The 25,615-nt window shown below is 40.0% G+C and carries 23 protein-coding genes; 6 read left to right on the top strand and 17 right to left on the bottom strand.

Annotated features, from left to right (window positions below):
* The first annotated feature begins 267 nt into the window (after nucleotides 1-267).
* From glpX to ACHFJ9_RS09225, 3 genes are all read left to right on the top strand, one after another.
* Nucleotides 268-1,275 carry a class II fructose-bisphosphatase gene (glpX, locus tag ACHFJ9_RS09235; protein ID WP_395356592.1) on the top strand — a complete coding sequence of 336 codons (1,008 nt, stop codon included), beginning with the start codon at nucleotides 268-270 and terminating at the stop codon, nucleotides 1,273-1,275.
* 553 nt (nucleotides 1,276-1,828) lie between these two features.
* The gene (locus ACHFJ9_RS09230) at nucleotides 1,829-2,449 is read left to right on the top strand and encodes a metalloregulator ArsR/SmtB family transcription factor (protein WP_065646853.1); all 621 of its coding nucleotides are present in this window, start codon (nucleotides 1,829-1,831) and stop codon (nucleotides 2,447-2,449) included.
* 160 nt (nucleotides 2,450-2,609) lie between these two features.
* Nucleotides 2,610-2,960: a DUF3135 domain-containing protein gene (locus ACHFJ9_RS09225; protein WP_048626578.1), complete on the top strand. Its 351-nt coding sequence runs from the start codon at nucleotides 2,610-2,612 to the stop codon at nucleotides 2,958-2,960.
* On the opposite strand, the gene ACHFJ9_RS09220 is transcribed toward ACHFJ9_RS09225, so the two are convergent.
* From ACHFJ9_RS09220 to ACHFJ9_RS09210, 3 genes are all read right to left on the bottom strand, one after another.
* Nucleotides 2,954-3,220, bottom strand: coding sequence for a GIY-YIG nuclease family protein (locus tag ACHFJ9_RS09220; RefSeq protein WP_395357414.1), 267 nt, complete (start codon nucleotides 3,218-3,220; stop codon nucleotides 2,954-2,956). The two genes, ACHFJ9_RS09225 and ACHFJ9_RS09220, sit on opposite strands and share 7 nt — an antisense overlap.
* A gap of 751 nt (nucleotides 3,221-3,971) precedes the next feature.
* Complete coding sequence (locus ACHFJ9_RS09215) at nucleotides 3,972-4,394, bottom strand: DUF805 domain-containing protein (RefSeq protein ID WP_012841178.1); 423 nt, start codon at nucleotides 4,392-4,394, stop codon at nucleotides 3,972-3,974.
* A gap of 215 nt (nucleotides 4,395-4,609) precedes the next feature.
* Entirely contained in the window at nucleotides 4,610-4,957 is a 348-nt protein-coding gene (locus ACHFJ9_RS09210) for a 5-carboxymethyl-2-hydroxymuconate Delta-isomerase (protein ID WP_005397960.1), read from the bottom strand.
* Between the two features lie 269 nt (nucleotides 4,958-5,226).
* On the opposite strand from ACHFJ9_RS09210, the gene tpiA reads away from it, so the two are divergent.
* A complete protein-coding gene (gene tpiA / locus ACHFJ9_RS09205; RefSeq protein ID WP_282150301.1) occupies nucleotides 5,227-5,991 on the top strand; it encodes a triose-phosphate isomerase in 765 nt (254 codons plus the stop codon).
* Nucleotides 5,992-6,090: 99 nt separating this feature from the next.
* On the opposite strand, the gene galU is transcribed toward tpiA, so the two are convergent.
* From galU to wecA, 11 genes are all read right to left on the bottom strand, one after another.
* Nucleotides 6,091-6,969 carry a UTP--glucose-1-phosphate uridylyltransferase GalU gene (galU, locus tag ACHFJ9_RS09200; RefSeq protein ID WP_005397961.1) on the bottom strand — a complete coding sequence of 293 codons (879 nt, stop codon included), beginning with the start codon at nucleotides 6,967-6,969 and terminating at the stop codon, nucleotides 6,091-6,093.
* A gap of 68 nt (nucleotides 6,970-7,037) precedes the next feature.
* On the bottom strand, nucleotides 7,038-8,204 hold the full coding sequence (locus tag ACHFJ9_RS09195) for a nucleotide sugar dehydrogenase (protein WP_053807569.1): 1,167 nt from the start codon (nucleotides 8,202-8,204) through the stop codon (nucleotides 7,038-7,040).
* Between the two features lie 97 nt (nucleotides 8,205-8,301).
* Complete coding sequence (locus tag ACHFJ9_RS09190; RefSeq protein ID WP_395356588.1) at nucleotides 8,302-10,398, bottom strand: YjbH domain-containing protein; 2,097 nt, start codon at nucleotides 10,396-10,398, stop codon at nucleotides 8,302-8,304.
* Nucleotides 10,399-10,430: 32 nt separating this feature from the next.
* Nucleotides 10,431-10,883, bottom strand: coding sequence for a PssE/Cps14G family polysaccharide biosynthesis glycosyltransferase (pssE, locus tag ACHFJ9_RS09185; protein ID WP_053807567.1), 453 nt, complete (start codon nucleotides 10,881-10,883; stop codon nucleotides 10,431-10,433).
* Nucleotides 10,880-11,368: a PssD/Cps14F family polysaccharide biosynthesis glycosyltransferase gene (gene pssD, locus ACHFJ9_RS09180; RefSeq protein ID WP_395356585.1), complete on the bottom strand. Its 489-nt coding sequence runs from the start codon at nucleotides 11,366-11,368 to the stop codon at nucleotides 10,880-10,882. Before pssD ends, pssE begins: the two co-directional genes overlap by 4 nt.
* 70 nt (nucleotides 11,369-11,438) lie before the next feature.
* Nucleotides 11,439-12,620, bottom strand: a complete 1,182-nt coding sequence (locus ACHFJ9_RS09175) for a glycosyltransferase family 4 protein (protein WP_053807565.1) — start codon at nucleotides 12,618-12,620, stop codon at nucleotides 11,439-11,441.
* A 2-nt stretch (nucleotides 12,621-12,622) separates the two neighbouring features.
* The gene (locus ACHFJ9_RS09170; RefSeq protein WP_395356583.1) at nucleotides 12,623-13,888 is read right to left on the bottom strand and encodes an O-antigen polymerase; all 1,266 of its coding nucleotides are present in this window, start codon (nucleotides 13,886-13,888) and stop codon (nucleotides 12,623-12,625) included.
* Complete coding sequence (locus ACHFJ9_RS09165) at nucleotides 13,885-15,081, bottom strand: hypothetical protein (protein ID WP_065768140.1); 1,197 nt, start codon at nucleotides 15,079-15,081, stop codon at nucleotides 13,885-13,887. Before ACHFJ9_RS09165 ends, ACHFJ9_RS09170 begins: the two co-directional genes overlap by 4 nt.
* Nucleotides 15,082-15,117: 36 nt before the next feature.
* Nucleotides 15,118-16,377: a UDP-N-acetyl-D-mannosamine dehydrogenase gene (gene wecC, locus ACHFJ9_RS09160; protein ID WP_053807676.1), complete on the bottom strand. Its 1,260-nt coding sequence runs from the start codon at nucleotides 16,375-16,377 to the stop codon at nucleotides 15,118-15,120.
* A 21-nt stretch (nucleotides 16,378-16,398) separates the two neighbouring features.
* Nucleotides 16,399-17,523 (bottom strand): non-hydrolyzing UDP-N-acetylglucosamine 2-epimerase, encoded by a 1,125-nt coding sequence (gene wecB / locus ACHFJ9_RS09155; protein WP_053807675.1) that lies wholly within the window; start codon nucleotides 17,521-17,523, stop codon nucleotides 16,399-16,401.
* A 52-nt stretch (nucleotides 17,524-17,575) separates the two neighbouring features.
* A complete protein-coding gene (wecA, locus tag ACHFJ9_RS09150; RefSeq protein ID WP_395356580.1) occupies nucleotides 17,576-18,655 on the bottom strand; it encodes a UDP-N-acetylglucosamine--undecaprenyl-phosphate N-acetylglucosaminephosphotransferase in 1,080 nt (359 codons plus the stop codon).
* A 1,147-nt stretch (nucleotides 18,656-19,802) separates the two neighbouring features.
* Here wecA and ACHFJ9_RS09145 point away from each other — a divergent pair.
* Both ACHFJ9_RS09145 and ACHFJ9_RS09140 read left to right on the top strand, forming a co-directional pair.
* Nucleotides 19,803-21,119, top strand: coding sequence for an MBL fold metallo-hydrolase (locus tag ACHFJ9_RS09145; protein ID WP_395356578.1), 1,317 nt, complete (start codon nucleotides 19,803-19,805; stop codon nucleotides 21,117-21,119).
* Nucleotides 21,120-21,358: 239 nt separating this feature from the next.
* Nucleotides 21,359-22,366, top strand: a complete 1,008-nt coding sequence (locus ACHFJ9_RS09140) for a sugar transferase (protein ID WP_395356576.1) — start codon at nucleotides 21,359-21,361, stop codon at nucleotides 22,364-22,366.
* A 115-nt stretch (nucleotides 22,367-22,481) separates the two neighbouring features.
* On the opposite strand, the gene ACHFJ9_RS09135 is transcribed toward ACHFJ9_RS09140, so the two are convergent.
* The 3 genes from ACHFJ9_RS09135 to ACHFJ9_RS09125 are packed head-to-tail and all read right to left on the bottom strand — an operon-like array spanning nucleotide 22,482 to nucleotide 25,605.
* Entirely contained in the window at nucleotides 22,482-23,246 is a 765-nt protein-coding gene (locus ACHFJ9_RS09135) for a glycosyltransferase family 2 protein (protein ID WP_053807671.1), read from the bottom strand.
* A gap of 56 nt (nucleotides 23,247-23,302) precedes the next feature.
* A complete protein-coding gene (locus tag ACHFJ9_RS09130; RefSeq protein ID WP_053807670.1) occupies nucleotides 23,303-24,352 on the bottom strand; it encodes a glycosyltransferase family 2 protein in 1,050 nt (349 codons plus the stop codon).
* Complete coding sequence (locus ACHFJ9_RS09125) at nucleotides 24,337-25,605, bottom strand: ATP-grasp domain-containing protein (RefSeq protein WP_053807669.1); 1,269 nt, start codon at nucleotides 25,603-25,605, stop codon at nucleotides 24,337-24,339. The genes ACHFJ9_RS09130 and ACHFJ9_RS09125 overlap by 16 nt, the downstream gene beginning before the upstream one ends.
* Between the last annotated feature and the right edge of the window lie 10 nt (nucleotides 25,606-25,615).

The raw sequence follows: 25,615 nt of genomic DNA, 5'->3' as shown, positions 1-25,615 counted from the left end.
CGTCGCGATGAGAAACACTCACTATATTCGATATTTCGCATCATTCGGTCAAAAAATCGGCGCAATCTCACTAAACGCTGACTTTTCTTATCGCCGAAGCATTTTTGAGCAAGGATTTTGCCTCCCGCCACGCTGAAAATCGCCCTAAGTATTGATCAAATTCAAGTTGGATAAAGTAAAAGCTCCGCAAAAAGGCAAACGTTTACCCTACGTTGTGATAGAATCGCCGCGCAAATTCTTCTTCCCTCTTGCTTACTTGGAGACATCATGAAACGCGATTTAGCTATGGCATTTTCCCGTGTGACTGAAGGTGCAGCTTTGGCTGGTTACAAATGGCTTGGCCGTGGCGATAAAAATGCAGCCGATGGCGCAGCTGTTGAAGTTATGCGCACCCTACTGAACAAAACAGATATCTGTGGTGAAATTGTCATTGGTGAGGGTGAAATCGATGATGCTCCAATGCTATACATTGGTGAGCAAGTTGGTATTGGTGGTGATGAAGTGGATATCGCTGTCGACCCGATTGAAGGGACTCGCATGACGGCAATGGGGCAATCTAACGCACTAGCCGTACTTGCCGCAGGTGAGAAAGGCAGCTTTCTTAAAGCGCCAGATATGTACATGGAAAAACTGGTTGTTGGCCCTGGTGCAAAAGGCGTAATTGATTTAGAAAAGCCGTTAAAAGAGAACCTAGAGAACGTAGCAAAAGCCCTGAACAAACCACTTGATACCTTAGTCGTTATTACCCTTGCGAAACCTCGCCACGATGACGTTATTGCAGAAATGCAAGCAATGGGCGTACGTGTCTTTGCGGTGCCTGATGGTGACGTGGCTGCCTCTATTCTGACTTGTATGCCAGACAGTGAAGTGGACATGATGTACTGTATTGGCGGCGCGCCAGAAGGGGTCGTATCAGCCGCGGTGATTCGAGCGCTAGACGGTGACATGCACGGTCGTCTACTTCCTCGTCATGAAGTAAAAGGCGATACTGAAGAAAACCGCATTTACGGCGCAGACGAACTAAAACGCTGCGATGAAATGGGCGTAAAAGCGAATGTTGTCCTCAAAATGGAAGACATGGCCCGTAGCGACAATGTGGTATTCTCAGCAACAGGCATTACTAAAGGTGACTTGCTAGAAGGCATCTCTCGCCAAGGCAATATCGCAACCACAGAAACGCTTCTCGTGCGTGGTCGATGCCGTACTATTCGTCGTATTAAGTCGACTCACTACCTAGATCGTAAAGATCCAGAAGTGCGTGATATTATTCTTTAAGCATTTCTCGAGGCTCTCGCTCAATCTGAGTGTGAGCCTTTCTTTCCGCACAACCAAGCAATAGATTCTGAATCACGCTCGTCCCTCGCTGTTCAGAATGATGGGCACCATAGCAAGCTCAAAATCAAAAGAGCTCGTCACTCTCGCGAGCTCCAGCGAGACTAAAAAATCCAGTAACAGCAAACTCCTATTCTCTCCCTCTCACCATAACCGCTGCTCAACCAAAAGATAGATTCTGAATCACCTCGTCCCTCGATGTTCAGAGTGACGGTGACTTTAATAAGCTCTAAATCAAAAGAACTCGTCATTCTAGCGAGCTCCAGCGAGACTAAGAACCTAATAACAGCAAACTCCTATTCTCTCCCTCTCACCATAACCATTGCACAACCGAACGATAGATTCTGAAGCACACTCGTTTCTCGCTGTTCAGAGTGGCGATATATATTGGTTCGCATGAACATAGACCCAACAGCTCCCCACTCAAACTAAGTCAACACTTTTCTTTACTAACCCTATCGCGCATAATATGTACTGACGTATAAATGGTGGGTATATGAAGACTGTAGATAGGATATTGCAAATCGTTAAGCGTGATGGTTCCGTCACTGCAAAACAACTCTCTTCTGAGCTGGGTATGACAACTATGGGGGCACGTCAGCACCTTCAGAGTTTAGAAGATGATGGCATCCTGTCTATTCATGACGTCAAAGTCAAAGTGGGTCGCCCCGCTCGCCATTGGTCTCTCACTCAAAAAGGTCATGAGCAATTTGCTGACCGTCACGGTGAGTTGACCATTCAGTTTATAGAAGCTGTCGAACATATTTTTGGCAAAGATGGACTGGACAAAGTCACATCGGAAAGAGAAAAACTCACGTTACAAAGTTATCGGCAGCATCTTGAGCAATGCGACTCTCTGCAAAGCAAACTAGAAACACTCGTCACATTAAGAGAGCAAGAAGGCTATATGGCAGAGCTCGAGCAAGATGAGAACGGATTTATCTTGATCGAAAATCACTGTCCGATTTGTAAAGCCGCAACTCGCTGCCCAAGCTTGTGCCAATCGGAATTGAGCGTCTTTCAGTCTTTGCTTGGACGTGACACCAAAATAGAGCGCACCGAGCATATCATCAGCGGTCAAAGACGCTGCGTGTACCGCATCCAACAACTGCAGTAACCACCACAACCCAACATCGACATGTCGCTCTTATTCAATCTCAAGCTTGAAAGCTTCTCTTATAAGTGAGACGGCTGAAGAATTCATCCTCTCACTTCTTTCTAGTGGTATAGGCTTTTAGTAACTAAAGGCAATTTCCATAAGGATTTGGAGAGCATCGATGTCTACTCTACGTCACTACCCTTCTCAAACGCTTCCGCCATTCGATGAAATGGTTCGAATGGCTGAGCGAGACCCAGAAGCTTTTGAGCAATTTCGTCATGAAATGGCAAAAGAGATGATCGAAAGCGCATCAGAAAACATGCAAGAAAGGCTGTGGGCTCAGCAAAGCCACATCGATAGGGTCATCAGCACGTGTAAAAACCCTCACCACACTAATGTGGTATTGATGAACGAATTACAAAAACAGGTCGTGAAGTTCAGAGCGGCGCTACAAGGGGAAACAGCACCGACTCAAAAAGCGGATGTGGTTAGCTTAGAGGCATTTAAAGGTAGGGATGATTTTTACTGATACTCAGCAGACAGCTCGAGAAAGTTAGGATTCGTTTCTCTTACCAAGGCTAACTTCCATTTACGCTTCCACTGTTTGAGCTGCTTCTCTCGGGTTATGGCAGTTGCCATATCTTCGAATAACTCAAAGTAAACGAGCTTATGAACGTTGTATTTCTTGGTAAATCCCTCAACTACTCCGTTTTTATGCTGCCATATTCTTTGAGGCAGCTGACTGGTAACACCAATGTAAAGAACGGCGTTGTTGTTTGACGTTAGGATATAAACGCAAGGTGTCCTATCGATGATTCATTCTCCTTCATTATTCGCTGTTACTTTTCCATTGTAATTCACTCGCTCAGTTCAAACTCGGAGCGCTCTGTGCGTAGATTCTGAATCACGCTCGTCCCTCGCTGTTCAGAATGACGGTGACTTTAATAAGCTCGCTCTAGGTCAAAAGCGTTCGTCATTCTAGCGAGCTCCAGCGAGACTAAGAATCAAGTAACAGCAAACTCCTATTCTTTCCCACTCACCTTAGCTACTGCTCAAGCGGACGATAGATTCTGAATCATGCTCGTCCCTCACTGTTCTGAATGACGGTTAAAATAGCAAGCTCTAGATCAAAAAAGCTCGTCATTCTAGCGAGCTCCAGCGAGACTAAGAGTCAAGTAACAGCAAACTCCTATTCTTTCCCACTCACCTTAGCTACTGCTCAAGCGGACGATAGATTCTGAATCATGCTCGTCCCCCCACTGTTCAGAATGACGGGTACAATAGCAAGCTCTAGATCAAAAGAGCTCGTCATTCTAGCGAGCTCCAGCGAGACTAAGAATCAAGTAACAGCAAACTCCTATTCTTTCCCACTCACCTTAGCCACTGCTCAAGCGGACGATAAATTCTGAATCATGCTCATCCCTCCCACTGTTCAGAATGACGGTGGCTTTAACAAGCTCTAGAGTATAGAAGTTCGTCATTCTAGCGAGCATCAGCGAGACTAAGAATCTACTTTCAGCGCGCACGTTACTTAAAGCGATTACTCAGGCTCAGGGCCATATTGGTTTGGTCCTGATGTCCCCTTTAAGAAGCCACATTCAATTAGAATCCATAAACCACAAATCAGAGAAATGGATGCGACGAACATTTGCGGTGTCGACGGCTCTTGTGCGACAGGGCTGGTCATTGGCGTGGCGATTCGCCCGATAATCAGCGGAATATTCAGTGCTAGCCAATAGATTGATTTGTTGCGGTCATGCCAACGCTTAGTGGTGATCGCCAAATCAGGGATTAACAAAATCACCAAGAAAATAGGGAGAAGTAAATAGGAGAAAGTAGGAAATAGCTTACTGATTCCAGCACCAAAACCTAGAATAGAGACATAGTAAATGACGTTCCAAATCCAGTAGGTTTTACGGTTTATACGTCCTTGAAAAGAAAACAGTAACTCTTTAGTCGACATCAAATTTTACCCCAAAATAGAAAGGTTATAGATTAGCCGAGTCGATATGGTTTGGAAAGTACACCTGCAGTGTAAGCGCCAACAACGCCGTTCTAACAAGCAGAGAGACTAAGCTCAAGCAACGATAAACACTCGATAAGGCCTATTAGCTTTCAGTTCCCTTGCATCTCGCGATGCTTAACCCTACTCGTTATTCTCAAGAAACTCTGTTCAACCTAATTCACTACCTTCTGGAAGCTGTCTACATCCATGTCTCGGATGTTGACCGTTAAGCTGTGCACGTGACTGGCTTGCTCTTGAAGTGTCGCCATCAAGGCTCGTGACAGTTCTCGCTTCTGCTCTTGGGAACGGCCAGATAGCAAATCAAAGTTGATATGGATAAAGTCGAGGCTATCGCCCTCTTCTCCAATTAACCAATTGTGGCACCGGAGCGTTCTAGATTTCACTGACGCGAGCTCAAAAAGACCACTCTCTAACGCCGTTTTATGTAAATCCTCCAGCAACCCCTGAACATTGACACGTTCTTCAACCGAGTTTGAATACTCTAAAACGAGATTTGGCATTTTGATTCCTTTCTACAACAATTAATTCCAGCGCGTAGTAATACCAATCTCAGCAGCAATTTCCGAGGAATGAACTATCATTCTGTCTACGTGATCACCAATCGATTGCTTTTGACAAAAATAACAGGATCGCTGCTTGGTCGAATCAGTAAAGAAAGCCGGACAAGACATGACGCCAATCATGATCTGTTCACATTATTCTGTTATATTCCTACGTAGATTTTTTACATTAATTGACTATTTACATTAAAGATAAGGGAGATATTCCTATGCGTCGTCCTGTAGTGATGGGTAACTGGAAACTAAACGGCAGCAAAGCAATGGTAACTGAGCTGCTAACTGGTCTTAACGCTGAGCTTGAAGGCGTTGAAGGTGTTGACGTAGCAGTCGCTCCACCAGCACTTTACATCGACCTAGCAGAGCGCGTAATCGCTGAAGGCGGTAACAAGATCATCCTAGGTGCTCAAAACACTGACCTAAACAACAGCGGTGCGTTCACTGGCGATATGTCTCCAGAAATGCTGAAAGATTTCGGTGCTACTCACATCATCATCGGTCACTCAGAGCGTCGTGAATACCACAACGAATCTGACGAGTTTATCGCTAAGAAATTCAACTTCCTAAAAGAAAACGGCCTAACACCTGTTTTCTGTATCGGTGAATCTGAAGCGCAAAACGAAGCTGGCGAAACTGAAGCTGTATGTGCACGTCAAATCAACGCAGTTATCGACACTTACGGTGTTGAAGCTCTAAACGGCGCAATCATCGCTTACGAACCAATCTGGGCTATCGGTACTGGTAAAGCAGCAACAGCTGAAGATGCACAACGCATCCACGCTTCTATCCGCGCACTAATCGCTGCGAAAGACGAAGCAGTTGCAGCACAAGTAATCATCCAATACGGCGGCTCTGTTAAGCCAGAAAACGCTGAAGCTTACTTCTCACAACCAGACATCGACGGTGCTCTAGTTGGCGGCGCTTCTCTAGACGCGAAAAGCTTCGCAGCAATCGCTAAAGCAGCGGCTAAAGCTTAATTTCGCTTTTTATTAAGCAGAAATAACAAAGGGATGCATCACGCATCCCTTTTTGTTTGCGTGTTATCCACTCGGAGTACACCGATAGGAAGTTCTGAATTATGCTGGCTCAGCAATTTTCACGGTTGGTTTTTTCGCGAGCTCCGCACTGGAATCCTTCTTATAAAGGTTCTCGTAGCAGTAATTTGTTGCTTCAATATAGCCTTCTACACTACCGCAATCAAAGCGCTGACCTTTAAATTTGTATGCCAAAACACAACCAGATTGAGCTTGTTGCATCAGCGCATCGGTGATTTGAATCTCGCCACCTTTGCCCGGCTCTGTATTTTCAATCAGCTCAAAGATATCGGGGGTCAGAATATAGCGACCAATAATCGCTAGATTGCTAGGTGCAGTGCCTGGCTCTGGCTTTTCAACCATGTTATCAATGCGGAAGATATCATCTTTGATCATCTCGCCAGCAATCACACCGTATTTATGCGTTTCTGATTCCGGCACTTCTTGTACCGCAACGATTGAACAGCGGAACTGTTTGTACAGCTCAACCATTTGCGCTAGAACGCCTTTGTCCTCATTCACACAAAGGTCATCCGCAAGCACTACAGCAAACGGTTCATCACCGACCAATTCACGTCCCGTAAGAATAGCGTGACCTAAGCCTTTCATTTCACGCTGACGGATGTAAGTGTAACTCGCAGAATCAATCAAAGAACGAATATCATCAAGCAGCGCTTCTTTGCTTGTACCGCTAATTTGATGCTCTAGCTCGTAGTTTTTATCAAAGTGATCCATTAACGAGTGCTTACCACGACCAGTGACGATGCACATACCGTCCATACCGGCTTCAATCGCTTCTTCAACACCGTATTCAATCAATGGCTTGTTCACCACTGGCATCATTTCTTTCGGCATCGACTTAGTTGCAGGAAGGAAACGTGTACCGTAACCCGCAGCAGGGAATAAACATTTTTTAATCATAACCATTACCAACTAAAAGAAAGGCTCCCTTAAGGGAGCCTATTATATTATTTGAATATAAAGACTAATTAATCACTACCGAACAGGTCGCGGGTGTAAACTTTATTAGCCACATCAGCTAGTTCTTCCACCATGCGGTTAGAAACAATGACATCAGACATTTGTTTGAATTCTTCAATATCGCGGATAACAGCAGAGTGGAAGAACTCATCTTCCTTAAGTACTGGCTCATACACCACGACTTCAATACCTTTCGCTTTAATACGCTTCATAATGCCTTGAATAGACGAAGCGCGGAAGTTATCTGAACCAGCTTTCATAATTAAGCGGTAAATACCCACGACTTTTGGTTCTCGCTTGAGAATAGACTCTGCGACAAAATCTTTACGAGTGCGGTTCGCATCAACGATTGCACCAATAATGTTATTAGGAACTTCTTGGTAGTTTGCTAACAATTGCTTTGTATCTTTTGGTAAGCAGTAACCACCATAACCGAATGACGGATTGTTGTAGTGATTGCCAATACGAGGGTCTAAGCCAACACCTTCAATAATTTGGCGAGCATCAAGATTGTGTGCTTCAGCATACGAATCTAGCTCATTAAAATAGGCTACGCGCATCGCAAGATATGTGTTTGAGAACAACTTAACCGCTTCTGCTTCTGTAGAGTCAGTAAACAGAACCGAGATGTCTTCTTTTACCGCGCCTTCAACCAAAAGGTTAGCGAACTTCTCTGCACGTTCGCTGCGTTCACCAACGATTATACGAGACGGGTGGAGGTTATCGTAAAGTGCTTTACCTTCACGAAGAAACTCTGGAGAGAACATAACATTCTGACAACCGAGCTCCTCTTTAATACGCGCAGTATAACCCACAGGTACAGTCGACTTAATCACCATAACCGCATCAGGATTAATTGCCATCACATCTTTAATCACTGCTTCAACTGAAGAAGTATTAAAGTAGTTCGTTTGAGGGTCATAATCCGTTGGTGTGGCAATAACAACAAACTCTGCGCCTTTGTAAGCCAGCTCTTTATCTAGCGTCGCGACAAAGTTGAGCTCTTTGTTTGCAAGAAAATGTTCGATTTCCGCATCAACAATTGGAGATTTCTTGTCATTCAACAAGTCCACTTTTTCTTGGATAATATCAACCGCCACAACCTCATGGTTTTGTGACAATAACATGGCATTGGACAAACCGACGTAGCCCGTGCCTGCTACAGCAATTTTCATTTTTATTTCCTATCATTTAACTGACGCTAGCATATCAAAACACCTACACTCTCGGTAGAGTACAGTGATTAACTCAAAGCCTAACTAGCAGCACAACTTAATTCAATTGAGTACCCAAGTAGCGCAAATAAGCGTTGCGGATGCGCTGCCTGTTCTGCTCAAAGTACTCTTGACCATAACGGCCTCGGTTAAAGTAGCGACGAAGCATGCTATTATCCATCACAAGTTCATCCCCTTGGCCTGCCGCTAAGTAATTATAATCATTGCCAACTCGTGTCGTAACGTTGAAATCATAAGCCTCGTTACCACGAACTTGTATCACACTCGGCGACATATCACGCCATGGCGTTAATGGCAGCTTTACCGACACAGTGACAAACTGCTCTTCGTCTGTATCGTTAAACTTCGTCACCTGATAACTTGCGGATACTTCTATATCTTCAAACCAATGTGATGTCGTGAATTTTGCGCCAACATCCCCTTTCCAAAACTCGCCAGCAGTTGCGTTAAACTGCCAATCCCACTCTGGCATAGAGAATGTGTAACGAGTTAAAAAGGTTTGGCGATCTGGGTTCGCATAACCATTTTTGTCTTTTTCGTCTTGATGTTGGAAATAGCTCATCTCTAATCCCAACCAATGGTTGCCCGATTGAGAGAACCAAGCTGATTCACTACGCGCACCGATATAGTCCGATTTAACCAAGCCTAGAGATACTTGGTTGGCTATATCGACATATGGCAAACGGAAGAACTGATGTACCATTGCACGCTCAATCTCGTTCTCGTATACGCTGTCTTCGAAATACCCACCCTCTTCAAAATCATCACTTTCTGCTAAAGGTAAAATATGACGAACATCTATTGCCGCGCCAGACCATAGGTAGGTATATAAGTTGCTGGACATGGCAAAAGAGTAATCATACACACCGTACTCGGTTGCTACGCCATGCCTTACCATAGGGGAAAATACGATCTGCGAATCTAAAGTGCCTGAATTGACTCGTTCCGTTTTCCAAGCAACCATGTCTAATCTTTCCGACAAATCGCGCGTGATAAACTGAATGTCATCACAAGATGCGCTACCATTGACAAATCTTTGATAACAGTTAGAGTTAGACAAAACGCTGACCACTGGTTTTTGGTTGGCAAGCATCACAAGTTCAAATTGATCCGATGCAGCGCCAATATCTTGCGCTGCATTTTGACCAAAATGACTCGATACAATCCCCAGAGCCACACCTAGCCCATCTGCTTGATTATGGTTGTATCGACGGTTCTCTAAAGCCACCACGACTCTACCATTGACTAACCCCACTTGAACATTAACGAAACCTTCATTTTTTAACGCACTCACCAGAGTGGAGATCGAAGCATCTTGAGACTTCTTCTGTTCTACAAAAATCTTATCTTTCAAAGACATATCGTTTTGAGAAAAGCTAACTGAGCGTGTGTAATCAGATATCAGAGGGATTGAAAAAGCGGCATTCCATACATTTTTAGTATCAGTTTCATGGCCTGAATAGATCTGATAACTAAGAGAAGCTGTTATATCATACGGGAGCAGCTGTTTTGGCGTAAAAATTTTTACTGAAGAATTAAACTCTTCTGAGTCGTACTCACCTACCAACTGAATAAAATTGAATGGTTGGTACTCAACACCACCAAATGGACCATCCATAACACCAAGCGGAATATCTGACTGACCATACCCCACCGACATTCGAACTGGAGCAAAATCGAAAGAGTAGTCAGTAACTATATAATTCGTATTAAAGTAGTTTAACTCCCCGCCAAGATCTTGCACGCCAACTGCCAACTTGAGTTTATTAAAATCTTGAAAAAAAGGAAGTTGATACTTAAAAGAGGCTGATAGGTCTCTAATACTCCCCACAACAAACCCATTAGAACTATAGTCTTCAGTCACGATTCGGCCTTGTGCCTCTAACCCTTCGATTAGTCCGAGAGAAAACGTTAAAGATTCTATATCAGAGACACTATTCCTAAGCGGTAACCCATGTGCAAAGTCAAAGCCAAAGCTCCCGTAGTTCTGAACTTGGGCATTGGGAACAAAAATCACCCCTGTAAAGCTTTGATTTGAAGGGAAACTTTCTAATACAGCAGTATTAGCATAGGAGTGAGAGAAAAGAAAAAAAAGACATACTATAGAAGCATTAACATTCTTATTAAAAAACATAGTTCTCATCCACTATAAAGCAAAATATGAGGTTAAAACCCAATATATTCTAAGATTTCATCCACCTTAAAAAACTCCTCTTTCACATAAGGATTAAAGTTGGTGGATTTAGCTTCCTGTACAATTTTTAAAGGGTTTTCGAAGTCCCACATGACTAGTGCGTAACCGTTACACTCCATAAACCTTGCTATATCGATTTGATGTTTATCTATCCTATCAAGATTTGGAACTATTATTGTTTTAACCTTAGATTCTACTAGAGAGTATATTGACCCTGCTCCAGCATGTGTAATCACAACATCTGCAGAATTATAATAATCATGTATATTTTTACTAAACTTAAAAAAATCACCAAATCGAGGCTTGTACTTACCATCAGAAATCTGGAATATAACATCAATGCCTTGAGTATTTGCAACTTTTTCATCTATAGATTTTATTAAAGAGTCAAAAGGCGTGGTTCCTACTGTAACAAATATTTTCATAACCTACCGGAATATATAGAGTTCTTATAAAGATTTAAAAGTGAATGATTTTGAACATAAAATTTATTTGCCAATAGGTGCATTATCCTACCAGTAAAAGACTTACTCTCAAACCGAGACCATGTCTCTATATGTATAACTTTAACACCTATAAATCGAAAGTAACAAGCAACTAAAACTGATATACCCGGACCGGTTGAAATTACGCATTTCACCTCATTGCAATTAGATATTTTTCTCAACGCTTTAAAAATTGAAAAAAAACTCGAATTACAGATAGTTTTTAAATGGCTATATTTGTCTCTAACCTCACCCACAACATAGTGGCCCGTCGACCAGACTGGTTTTTCTTTAACATCTGATATACTAATAAAATCTATATCGCTTGATTTTTTCAACATATTATTTACTAGGCGATTGGCTTGCGCTTCGTGTCCGCCTTCACCAAAGCAAACTAAAATTGTTTTATTATTAAAAGTTGACACACACCCTCCTTAAAAGCTGTTTTAATATAAATAGAAACATGTCATAAATAGAGTTTATATAAAGACATAATCATTGATAAACATCAAAATACAGTTTAGCTACATCGGACCAATTGCGATTACTTTCAACAAAATCTCGGCCATTTTTAGCAATAGATAAATTGAAGTTTTCATACTGTTTCCTCATTGAAGATGACAAGCTCTTGATGGAATCTGCTTCAAAGAACACTGCATTTCGCTCCGAAGAACAAACCTCTACAATCCCCCCACAGTTACTACCAATAACAAGCCGACCAAATACCATAGCCTCTAGCGGTTTCAACGGAGTTACTACATCACATATCTTCAATTTTCTTCTAGGTATCACAACGCAATCTAAGCTTTTATAAACATCAATTATATCACCTCTCTCAAATGGCCCGGCAATCGAAATTCTACCATCGTCAGCTTTATCTATTAGTTCTTTCAAATCGTTTAAATAAGGACCCTTTCCATGAAATGTTAACTTACAGTCACTAAAATCATTTCTAGGAAAAGCATCTAAAAAAGCTTTTAGTAATAAATCTAAACCTTCAATGTGACTGAAGTTACCTACATAACCAAATGATTTAATTGTCTTGGGAAAGGAAATGCTTTTAGCCTCTAAAAATAATTCATCAGAAACTGCATTTGGCACAACAACCACTTTATCTGGAAGAACCCCTCTATCGATTACATTTTTTCTAAGACCTTCATTCAATACAACCACTTTATCTGCAAGACGCATTGATAACGTCTCTAAAAATCGAATAATTTTAATTTGAAGCTTATCGATAAACTTAACGCTGTCAAACCTTTCCTCCCAAATAGACCTATATTCATAGACAAAGCCAATCTTAAGTATTTTACTACAAACAAATGCAGATAGGCCGCAAAAAAACATGCTATGTGCATGAATAAAATCAACATTTTCTCTTTTGGCAATTTTATATACTTTAATTGAAAAACCTAAAATAGAAATAAGTTTTTTAATCCTATTTTTAATATTCTTTTTCTTTTCTGACGCCTCTAGATCTTCATTATTGTTGTAAGTTCTATATACTTTGACATCATTTATTATATCGAAGTCTTCTCTATATCCCCTTTGAAATGGGGAGGTGACCACGACAACATCTATACCATTAGATATTTGACCTTTTAATATACCTTCACTTCTAATTGATGAACCAGTAACATCGGGAAGATATGTATATAAAACATGAAGAACTTTCAAAATTAACCTCTATTAATAATTATTCTATGACATAAACAATAGTAAAAGTATGCAATTAAAACACTCGTTATGTACTCTGGCTTCAAAAAGCCTCTATGAAAAAGATGTATAAACTGAACAATAACTTGGGAGTAAACTACGATAAATAATGGAGATTTATAGAGTTTGGCTTCAAGAAAATAAAAAGAAACTCCAAAGAGTAGAAAGAATGCTGGGGTAAACATTTTATAATCTATGTAAATACCACCAACTAAGCCAGGTGTAAGGCCACCGCCTTCAACAGTGCCAAATATCCTTCCTAATGTTTGTCCTGCAGCCAACCTCTCTCCAGGTAAAACAGTAAACAAGTCAGCAAAAAAAAGGGAATAAGTATTAATATTGTTCGCTATTGACTCAATTACAAGTCTATTAGACAGACCAATAGTTTCTTTAAACCCAAGATGGAAAGGTAAAATAACTCTTATTAATATATTATCGTAATCAAAATAATGAGACATTAACACATCAACACTAGATAGTTCGCTACCGTCACCTCTCCGTAAATAGAATCCAGAAATAATAACCAAAAAAGCTAACAATGAATATATCAAGAACTTTTTATTCTTATTAATTATCTTATAGATATCAAAACCACCGAATTTAAAATACACATCAGAAATTAAGTAACTCAATATCGATATTACAGCTGTTCCTCTACTACCAATAAGTATTGCGGGAAGCACAACCAAAAGCAATAATAACGCTTTATTTTTATATTTTAATATTGGTATCAGCGCGGCGATAGGAAGTGCAGACTTTATCACATATTCAAGAGAAGTTGGTATGAGAAATCTTATTGTTTGATTCAGTAAAATATTACCATAAAATATATACACAGCTAAAACTGAAACATAAACTATAAGTAAGTGAATTAAAATCGCCATCAAAATAAATTTTTGATTACTTACATGAAAATTATTTCCGTCAGTTACATAACACCTTATAAATACACAAGGAATAAGAAAGAGTAGAACACATAAAAAGTAAAGATTTATAACTTCAACTTCAATATATCCCCTCCAAGTAGATATATTTAACAAGCCTATAGATAAGTAAAAAACAAGAAAAAATACCACCAACCTAAATAATCCAGAAATATTAAGGAAAGAGATAATCAAAAAAAACACAATTGAAAAGTATGAAAACACATAATTATTTAACAAGAAAGATGTAGTAATCAATATTATTGAAAAAAATAATAATATAAACTTTGATATGTCTTTTATCATGTCACAGTCATTCCTGTACAATAATCATAATCATCTATCTTTCTCATGTAGATTGAAATAATGATGCATCTAATAAGCCATGACATTGCTACTCCATATAAGATCGCTTCGACACTGCTTACTAGGTTTATAACAAAAAAATACATAATAATGAGAGAAATCATTGTAAATATGTTAGAATTGATCATTTGATTACCTGATGCATTTAATCCAAAGAGTGCAGAGTAATATGAGTAAACACACTTGACCAGCACTAACAATAATGTGGGCAAAAAATAACTATAAGTCAGATTAACTTCTAGAAAATCAGAGAAAAAGGATACTAAGAAAAACCACACTGAATACAAAATAATAACTACCACACCTGTTCTTAACATTCTTCTTATATATATTGATTTATTATATTTACTTTTTAAGTATGCTAATTCTTTAAATCCAACATAAGAGGAAATTAGACTAAAAGGTAATACTGTTAACGACAGCATATAAACATATTCAGAAAAGTATTTGGCATTAATAACCTTTTCAACTAGTACTCTATCTAAATTATTTAATAGCATCATTACAAATAAAGACAATAAGAAGCCAAAGAATACTCTTCTCCAACCTTTAGGTTGCTTCTGATTTATCGAACAAATCTCTAATTTTGAAAACTTTAAAATAGAGATAGATATAAAAACAGAAACTAACAATGCTAAATATAGTTTATACTCAAACCTAATATTAACTGGCATCAATATAAAAATAATAATTGCTAACTTCCAAAAACCATTAGCTAATTGCGAACGTACGAATAACTTTGCAACTCGAAAACTATTATATATAACAACAAAAGCAGCAGACGATAAAGATACGAATAGGTATAACATAGCACTTTGCATGTTAAACCATAATTTATCCACAACAAATATCAGAAAAATTAAATAAATAGCATTACTTATCACCATTGTAATAATAGTATCTCTTTGAATAACAAATCTATTCTTATCACCTTTGATAAATCGAGTAAATAATTGTTCACTCCCTAAAAAACAAAAGGAGAAAGACATAGACATTAAAGTAATAAAAACATTCCATGTATAAAAATCATGTTCATTTAATTGTTTTTTTGCAAAAAAACTACTTGAGAAGTAACAAATAGAAAAAATGGCCATGATAATCAAGGCCATTTTGTTTTTTATTATATTAAGCATCTACATGCCTACTTGGAAATGATGTTAATGATTTGCTCACCAGATACCCTTTGTATCGATAACAAAGGCATCATTTAATTTTATTTTTTTGAATTGTTTGTGATCTACTAACATCACATGAATATCAGTTCTGGAAAGAGATTCATCAAGTGATACCAAGTCAATATTATCAATATCTATAGAGTCGATATTAGGCTCGATAGCCAATACTTTGCCAACATGGTTTCTTGCTATAGACTTTGTAATGTCGAGTGCCGGACTCTCTCGCAGATCATCAATATCAGGTTTAAAAGCTAGACCGTAGCAAGCAATCGTTACATCTTTTGCTGTCTTTGTTGGATTTGCATTAAGGAAATCAGCCACCGCCATCTTAACCTTGTTAATGACCCACTCAGGTTTATAGTCATTTACATTTCTTGCCGTATGGATAATTTTAGCTATCTCGGGAGTCTTAGAGACAATAAACCAAGGGTCAACAGCAATGCAATGACCACCAACACCAGGACCTGGCTGAAGAATATTGACTCGTGGATGACGGTTAGCCAGCGAGATCAGTTCCCAAACATCAATACCTAATTCATCACAAATCATTGATAACTCATTAGCAAAGGCAATTTGAACATCACGAGACGAATTTTCTGTTAGTTTGGCCATTTCCGCAGTACGAGCATTGGTTATAACACACTCACCCATTACAAACGTTTTATATAGTTCAACGCTACGCTCAGAACACCGCTTGCTCATCCCACCAATTACTCGGTCATTCTGAACTAACTCCGTGACCACTTTCCCCGGTAATACACGTTCAGGACAATGTGCTACATTCACATCAGCAAATTCCCCTGCCGTTTGTGGAAAGGTCAAATCCTTGCGAGCTTCAGCAAGCCATGCTGACATCTGCTCTGTAGCACCAACTGGTGACGTCGATTCAAGAATAACCAAGTTGCCTTTTTTCAAAACTGGTGCGATAGCTTTTGCAGCTGACTCGATATAAGTCAAATCTGGCTCTGGAATATCTCCCTTTTCACAAGGCTTAAAAGGTGTCGGTACTGCTATTAAAAAAGCATCTGCTGGTTCAGGCGTTGTCACCGCTTTCAAATATTCTTGCTGTACTGCAGCACTCACCAACATATCCAGATCCGGTTCAACGATATGGATCTCGCCGCGATTAATTGTGTCTACTGCATGCTGATTGACATCAACACCAATCACTTTTTTCTTGCGAGAAGCAAACATTGCTGCTGTTGGTAAGCCAATATACCCTAAACCAATAACTGAAATTGTTTCAAATGACATTTTTCATTCCAATATTTAATTTTATTTTGCTAATGTGTTTAAAATTCTTTGGCAAGCTTTGCCATCGCCATATGGGTTATGTGCATAACTCATTTCTTTGTACGTCGCTTCATCTTTTAACAAGACTTCTAGTGCGGTAATTATCTTGTCCGTATTTGTGCCAACTAATTTTACCGTACCTGCCTCAACCGCTTCTGGTCTTTCTGTTGTATCACGCATCACTAAAACTGGCTTGCCTAACGATGGCGCTTCTTCTTGGATGCCGCCAGAATCGGTTAAAATGATATTGGCTCGGTCCATCAAATAAATAAATGGCAGATATTGCTGCGGTTCTATTAATAAAACATTGTCAATATCACCCAATATTCTGTTAACTGGCTCACGCACGTTCGGGTTTAAGTGCATTGGGTATAAGATTTGAACATTTGGATTACTTGTCGCAGTTTGCGCTAATGCTTCACAAATTCTCTCAAAGCCGCCACCAAAACTCTCTCGTCGATGTCCTGTAACCAAAATCAACTTTTTACTCTCGTCTAAGAACGAAAATTGTTCCTCTAGCTGAGATTTTAGCTTTTTGTTGGTTTCAATTTTTTCTCTGACCATTAATAATGCATCGATTACTGTATTCCCTGTTACATATATATCTTCTGGACAAAAGTTTTCTCGAAGTAAGTTATCTCTCGATGTCTCTGTAGGAGCAAAATGATATTTTGTCAAAACACCAGTTAGACGTCGATTAGCCTCTTCTGGCCAAGGGGAATATATATTTCCTGTGCGAAGGCCGGCTTCAACATGGCCTACTTCAATTTGCTCGTAATAGGCAGCAAGACTGGCAGCAAAAGTGGTAGCTGTATCACCATGCACAAGAACAGCATCGGGCTTGAAATCTTCAAGTACAGGCTTGAGATCTTGCACAATTCGAGCTGTTACATCATTAAGCGTTTGCCCGGCCTTCATTAAATTAAGGTCATAGTCAGGCTTGATCTCAAATAATTCTAATACTTGGTCTAACATCTCTCTATGCTGTGCGGTAACACAACATTTAGATTCAAAACGTTGATCGCTTGATAAAGCATGAACTAAAGGTGCCATTTTTATAGCTTCTGGGCGCGTACCAAAAACTGTTAGAACTTTTTTTATAGTCACTCTATTTTTCCCTAACAAAGTATAAAATTATGATGGAACAAATAAATATAATTCATATTTGTTCACTGGTCATTCTTTGGCGCTTCCTCAAATTATTTAACCAAGATGAAACACGCCAAATATGACTAATAACAAAGAAATAACAAACAAATAAAATTAAAAAGGCAATAAACATTGTAGATTCTTTAATACCAACAAAATCAGCCCATAAACCTACCGCAGCACAAATCGATGCCATCGAACAGATGAAAATTAACGTTGCACCTGGTGAAAGCCCAATACGTTGGCAAATATGGTGTAGATGTTCTCTGTCTGGTTGGAATGGTGACTGACCTTTACGAACGCGACGAATCATAATGGTTGCCATGTCCATCAATGGTAAGGCAATTAACCACAGCGCTGTAACTGGCTTGAAAGCTACAGTTCCTGGCTCTTGTGTGCCGCGAATCAGCATCCAGACCACGGTAAAGCCGATAAACATACTGCCTGCATCGCCCATGAAGATCTTAAAGCGACGACCTAGTGGGAAACCTAAGTTCAGGAAGATATAAGGGAGCATCGCAGTCACGATCAATAAACAGATCGTGGCTAAGTATTCGTTTCCGTTGTAGGCAAACACAATACCTAATGCTGTAAAGGTGACCGAGGCTAACCCGCCCAGCAAGCCGTCTATACCATCAACCATATTAAATGCGTTAATGGCGCCTATTACCGCAATCACGGTGATCACCGCGCCAGTAACTTCATTCAGGGCAATGGTTTCGCTTCCCATTAGATAACCTAAATCGTGTAAGCTGTGGCCTCCGATGTAAATCATCGCAAGGGATATTCCTGCTTGGATAATAAGGCGAATTTTGAAACTTACATCGTAATAGTCATCTAATGCGCCGAGCACGATGAGTACAGCCGAACAAGATAAGTAGAGTGATAAGTTGTCATTCATTGGTAGGAACAAAAGGAACCCCACCAGTATAGTAGAGAAAATGGAGATCCCTCCTACAAGTGGCACCACACCTTGGTGAAGCTTTCTTGCATTGGGTTTATCTACTAGACCTACGCGCTTAGCGACCTTGCGCATAACAAAAAGTAGAACGAACGACAAAATAAATACAAATAAATATGCATTATTCATGATAGCCAACTGTGTTATTAAATAAGTTTGAGGTAAATCTATAACGCATCCAACTGATTTCCTTTACGGATTCCATTGCATCACAGGTCCGATACTGCTGTTTCTGTTTCGCTCATATCCGAATAAGCCGAACTTAAGAACAAGCAGGTGATTTTTTGGCGTGACAAAACCACATTAGACAACATGGGTTGTAACGCAAAGCAAACGCTAATTTTTAATATTGAATATGTAAGTAACTGAATCACCCCGATACTCGCTCACGGCGGTCACGGGTTCACAGCTTTTTATAGGCAGGCCAAATACAAAGCTTGTATATGCTAACTGACGGTTTGAGTCGATAGTTAACTACTTCTACACGCTTAGTGCTTGGTTTTGATAGGTATGAGAAATGGAGATTTAAATTGTAACCTATGCCTAACCAACATTCGCTCGCCACTTTGTTAGCTTTGAGCATCCCTCTGACAAAAGGGAATTACATAAATTTGTAATAGTTCTCGTTTTTTATAAATCAATCTTGCCAGAAATGCACTTAGGTGCTTATTATTATTGAAAATTCTTTAGTTTGACCTCTTTCTTTTATTAGGAAGGAGGCTTCAACGGTGATTTGGGCACGCTACCGCCCCTAGGTCTGGCTCCTAGAAGCAAGTTTTTGCACGTAATGTGAACGGTTGCATTTCCAAACAGGAGACGAATTGTATAGTAAACACGTTGCAACTAAAAGTAGAACGTGTAAAAAGCTTACAAAAAAATGTCTTTTTTCTGACACTTATACCGTCATAAATGTGGCGTGTTTTATAAAATTATAATTATCAAACACCCACTTTACGCAGCGAGCACTAAACAGCCAGTGACGCTGATTCCAAAATCTTAAATGAAAATAGTTGCAATAATATGAATTGCATCACAAGCGGTTGCAATGAAACGTAGTCAAATTTATGACGAATATCTAAGTCTCTCTAAACTTTCAGTTTTGCCATTTTCTTTCTCCTATTTTGCTTGCCTACAATACGCTCACTTATTCACTATCTGCCTGCTTACCCTGACTACTGAGCGATTTACCAAATCACTGCCAAATAGTGAGGTTTGGCTATGTGTAAAATAGATATTCACAAGCGTAAGCTAGCAAAGGTAAAAGCGTCGTTTTGTTATGAAAGTACTGCACCACGGTGGGAAAAATACGGTTACTGGCTCTTGCCACGAGCTCGTGTTACAAAATGGAAGTGTGCTGATCGACTGTGGTTTGCTACAAGGCCAAGACCATGCTCAGCAGCAGAGTTGGGGTATCGATTTTTCTATCGCTCATCTCAAAGCGGTAGTGCTGACCCATTCTCATATCGATCATATTGGTAGGCTGCCTTGGCTATTAGCAGCTGGCTATAAGGGCCCTATCTACTGTACGGAAGCCACCGCTGAGCTCGTGCCGCTTATGTTAGAAGATGGTTTAAAGCTCCAATTGGGTATGCGACGTCATCAAAGAGAGAAAGTGCTCGATTTTATTCGAGCGCTTATTCGTCCTTGTCCTTACTCTGTGTGGGTAGAAATAGAAGAGAGTACTTCTCTTCGCTTTCAACCTGCTGGGCACATTTTAGGCTCAGCATATATTGAATTTCATTTATCAAACCAAGAGGTTGTTGTTTTCTCCGGGGATTTGGGACCTCGCAACACACCTCTCCTACCGGATCCCTTATCACCAGAAAAAGCTGACTACCTGTTTATCGAGTCGACTTACGGCAATAAAACTCACGAGGATGTAGAGTCTCGCAGCAGGCGATTACTTTCTATTATTGAGCACGCACTTAGGGATGGTGGCGTAATTGTGATACCAGCTTTTAGTGTCGGGAGAACCCAAGAGTTACTCTTTGATATAGAGCAGCTTATACATGAGCACGCTTTGCAAGATTCACTGCCTATTATTCTCGACTCTCCTTTGGCTAAAAAGGTGACCAATACCTATCGCCAATTTAAAAAACTTTGGGGATCTGAAGCGAAAGAGCGACTCGATCATCATCGACACCCTCTCGCGTTTGACCAATGCATTACGATCGAAAGCCACGCAGACCATTTACAGCTCGTTAACCGTCTCGCAAGTACATCAGAAGCCGCTATCGTGGTTGCAGCCTCCGGAATGTGTGAAGGTGGCCGTGTCGTCAATTATTTGGAAGCTTTACTACCTGATGAAAGAAATGATGTTCTATTTGCTGGCTATCAAGCGGAAGGGACTTTAGGTCGGCGTATCCAGGATGGAGAAGAAAGTGTATTGATTGAAGGTAAGCGCGTGAAAGTGAAAGCTCAAGTTCATACGATGTCAGGCTACTCTGCGCATGCCGATATGAACGACTTAATACAATTTGTAACTGCCATTCCTACTCCTCCTAAAGAGGTTCACCTTATACATGGTGAGGGAGATTCGAAAAAAGCGCTTTATCAAAAACTAATCAACCTCGGATATAACTGCGTAATATAGTGAATTAGATAATCATTTAATTTCGAGGCAACATAATATATCGCAAACATAGTTTGTCGAATTCATTGATATAGTTACGTCAAGATTCAAAAACAAGCCATAAGTAAGGACTCAGGTTCAAGAAAATTAACAAAGTTACAAGCATGTTCTGGATTAAGGGATATAATTTCTATACGAATTAAATTATAATCGCCGACTTGTAAGCAATTGGCTAGTCGAAAACAACTTATTCCATTCCTATGACAGACAGTATGAGCGACACGCTTCAAGAACGAGAAGCTTCTGAATTAACTAAAAATAATTCTATCAGCATAACATCAGCATTGGACGAGTTATCCGCAAGTAAAACAGACGCTTGCCTTTATATCTACTGTCCAAAAGAAGACGAAGCAAAGATTGCTCAAGTACTTAAGAGACACCCTGAGATTAACGCACAAGTTAATAACTATGCTCTTAGGGATTTCAAGAGTAAAACGCTTTGCCACTTCAAAAGCTCACACCTAAACCCTGAGCAGCAAGCGTTTCTTGTAGCTGCGACAGAACTAGGTGCTTGGGTTGAGCCTCTAGTTAGCTACTTTGATCGTTCACTTGGCTACACTGAAACTGAGCTCTTGCATAGCGGCTACTTCTTACACCAAAAAGCTTTTTCTATCCTCTCTAATCGTAAGAACAGCTGGCAAAAGCGCTTCATCGATCTCTTGTTTGTTTTTATGCTGTCATGGGTTGCTATCCCAGTAGGGCTTATTACGGCACTGCTCATTAAGCTTGAGTCACCAGGCCCGGTATTCTTTAAGCAGCGTCGCACTGGCCAATATAATGAAGAGTTTGAAGTGATCAAGTTTCGCTCGATGCGAAACGATGCAGAAAAGAACGGTGCCCAATGGGCGACCAAGAACGACGCTCGCGTAACGAAAGTCGGCTGTTTTATTCGTAAAACTCGCATAGATGAACTCCCTCAGTTAATCAATGTACTAAAGGGAGAGATGTCGATGGTTGGTCCTCGCCCAGAACGCGAGGTGTTCATCTCTGAATTGGAAAAAGCCATTCCTTACTACCGCTTTCGTCACGCCGTTAAACCTGGGGTAACTGGTCTAGCCCAAGTAAAATACCCTTATGGCGCATCGGTAGAAGACGCTATCTGGAAGCATAAATACGATATCTACTACATCAAACACCAAAACTGGATGATGGAAGTGAAGATTCTTTTCCTTACGGTTAAAACAGTGTTGTTTGGGATGGGGCGCTAGAAAACGGCGAATTCAACCGAACGGATCATAGGTATAAAAAAGAGCAGCGCCTTACGGTAGCTGCTCTTTTTGTATGCGTATTTTGTGTTACTAGGTTCTACGGAGATTAGCGAGACTAAGACTTGCGCTTAGTTCGGTGTTTCATCGTACCTTTAACGGCATAGACAGAAAATGTAAATAGACTTCTTGGCAAACTCAAACCTACTACGTCTCTATAGAACTTCCATTGGTATGACAAAACGCTAAATTTGTTAGCTGTCATACCACTATCCATACGATACTTTGCTAATGGCTTAGGTAGACAGTATGCTTTGGGAGTATCTTTCAGTATATCTAACCACAATCCCATATCCTGACGTTTACGAATAAGAGGCATATAGCGCTTACCTAGCGCCTGTGTATCATAAACGGCGGTCAGGCACCCGATAACGTTACTGTACATGAGTTTTTTGTACGTTGTATATTCTGGCGCAGTTACAACACTTAGCTCTTCTTCATTATTAAAACGGCTATAGTGGGTGTATGTGAGTGGATAGTTATTCTCAAGCATGAATGGGATCTGCTCTGCTAGTTTGTTTTCCATCCATAAGTCATCAGAATCTAAAAATGCAATAAAGCGACCTTTTGCTTTTTTTATCGCAAAATTTCGGCTCGCTCCCGCACCTAGATTTTCTTTATTCTGATATGCATGAATATTGTCGTACTTATCAGCGTATGTTTGAATGACTTTCCAAGTATTATCGGTAGATCTGTCATCTACTATTATAAGCTCCCAATTTTTATACGTTTGGGATAGTACACTTTGAATGCTTTCTACAACCGTTTGCTCAGAGTTGTAAGTTGGCATGATAATAGAAACTACATCTTCGTTATTCTGCATCTATTCAAACCGTTTTACTAGTTAGCTAAAATTTTTCGTTAGTCTCTCTAACAACCTTATCTTCTAGCTTTTATTTTTGTTCCTAATCTCTGATAGAGTCTAAAAACATAGGTTGCTATATTTGGTATATGTCGGGTTCTGTATAAGATCGCTTGAACTCGATGCGCATTGGGGTAAAGATTCCAGGAACATACGATAAGATCTTTTACATATTCATACTCTTTATTTGTTACAAGAGTAAAAGCCGTGTTATATAAGTTAACTGAAAGTGCATATTTGAGATCACTCTCATCTTGCCAATCACATAGACAGCCTCGAATTGCCTTCTCCTGTCTGGCCATATTATCTAGAGTGTTCGAAACAGATATTTTACTTCGCTCAGAAGACCAAGAACCAACTGCATTAATACGATAGCAAACTGTTTGATCAGGTAAAAATAGAGCCCCTTCAGGCTTAGAACCAATAATTTGCATATAAAAGTCCCCTACCGGCGCAGCTTCTTGAAACCAGGTTGGCATGGATTCGATAACCTCTCGCTTCATTAATAAAGATGGCGTCGGCATACCCGCGCCTCCCATTCTAATTACGCTAGAGGTGTCAACAATACATTCTGTATTACTAAATTTGGATATGTCTTTGTAGCTACCATCGTCATACAGCCCATAACCTGCGGTATAACAAAGTTGAAACTTTGGCTCTTCAATCATTCTGCATAACTGCTTTTGCAGTTTTAATTCATCGACCCAAAAATCATCGCCTTCGCATAAGGCTATGTATTCACCTTTTGAATGAGAGACGCCTATCGTCGAGATTTGCTTTCGCTGTGAGTACTGATTTTCTGTTTGTAAGATTAACCGAATTATTGAAGGATACTTTTTCCGATAAGCCTTTAAAATTTCGGGTGTACAGTCTGTAGAAGCATCATCGTGGACTACTATTTCAAACTTGTAGTCCAATTGTTGGGCCAGAAAACTATCCAAGGCATCAGCAATGTAATTTTCCTGATTAAAGCAAGGACAAACAACACTGACATATACTTTATCGGTGTGCTTCCAATAGCGAGTGATTTTTTCTTCAGATGCTGGTGCACTTAGTTTCTTAAACAAGATAAACCTCTAATCATATCAACAGAGAAGCACGGGATACCCAATCGACTCGAAACATCTTTACGCTCACGGAAAGAGTCATCAATAAAAATTGCTTTTTCATCTGAGATAAAGTTAGATTTCAACGCATCATTATCCTTAATGTGAATAACCTCATCGAATAACTCTGTTAATCGATATTTTTCTAGTGACTCTTTGAGGTTTCCAGCGTGGCGAGTGATAAGTTTTACTTTTTTACCAGCATTAATCGCTTCGAAAATAACTTTCACTAACTCCGCATTTATAAATCGTTCCTCTAGAAGAAGACAGTCATCATAGTCAGTGTAAATCACATCAAAATCTAAGTTAGTTTCAAACTGAAAATTAAGATTCCTATATACTTTTACATTGAGGTTATTGTTAGATACGGAGATCGGAATGTCGTTTGAAACAAGTAACGATAATTCAGTGAAGTTGATTCCATTGAATCGACTAGTAATCATTGACCCCGCAATTCGGGTCGCAACCTCTAAAAGGCAAAGCTCGCCATCTTTTGCTTCTTTTACCTGAAAAAACCACCCACCACGAAGATCTAGTGTAGAGCTGATTTTAATAGCCAATTCTCTAAAGCGCTCTTGATCTTGTACAAGTTCTGTTTCTACAGCAATGCCGTTTCTAGTTTGATTGCGCTTACGAGCACTTGCAAAGATAAGTTCCCCTAGATGATTAGAAACACAATCGACTGTAAACTCTTCGCCTGGCAGGTACTCACATAACAGTTCATCATCATTGAGTTCTAAAGAGTTCTCTTCTCTAACAAGCCTTGTCCCAACACTCCCTTGACCGACATCCGGTTTAACAAAAAGTGGAAACTCTAATTCATCAGTCTGCTGAAACAACTTTGGCGTTTTAACAACATTTGTAAGTCTCTCGTATGTCAACTTTTTAGAACGACACACCATATTCGTCTCATAAGGAGAGCTTACAATTTTCGCAGATAGTGTTGGAGCAGACTCTGATAGTTTGAGTGCTGCAGAGTCGTGTGCTGGAATAATATGCGTGATCCCCCATTCTTTAATGAGGCTAGCAATAGATTCAATAAACCCTTCATCATCAATAAAAGGAATGTTATTTGAAACACGCTCACTCGGAATTTCTGTATAGGCTTTGATGCCATTTGCACCAAAAACAACGGTATTTTTCACATCTTTGAGAGAACGTACAATTTCGTGCGCAATTTCAGTACCACAAGGTACAACTAAAACATTCATCATAATCAAAGTC

It is taken from the genome of Vibrio sp. D3, from assembly GCF_043995865.1.
Lineage (GTDB): Bacteria > Pseudomonadota > Gammaproteobacteria > Enterobacterales > Vibrionaceae > Vibrio > Vibrio diabolicus.
This window is presented reverse-complemented; position numbering and strand designations above follow the sequence as displayed.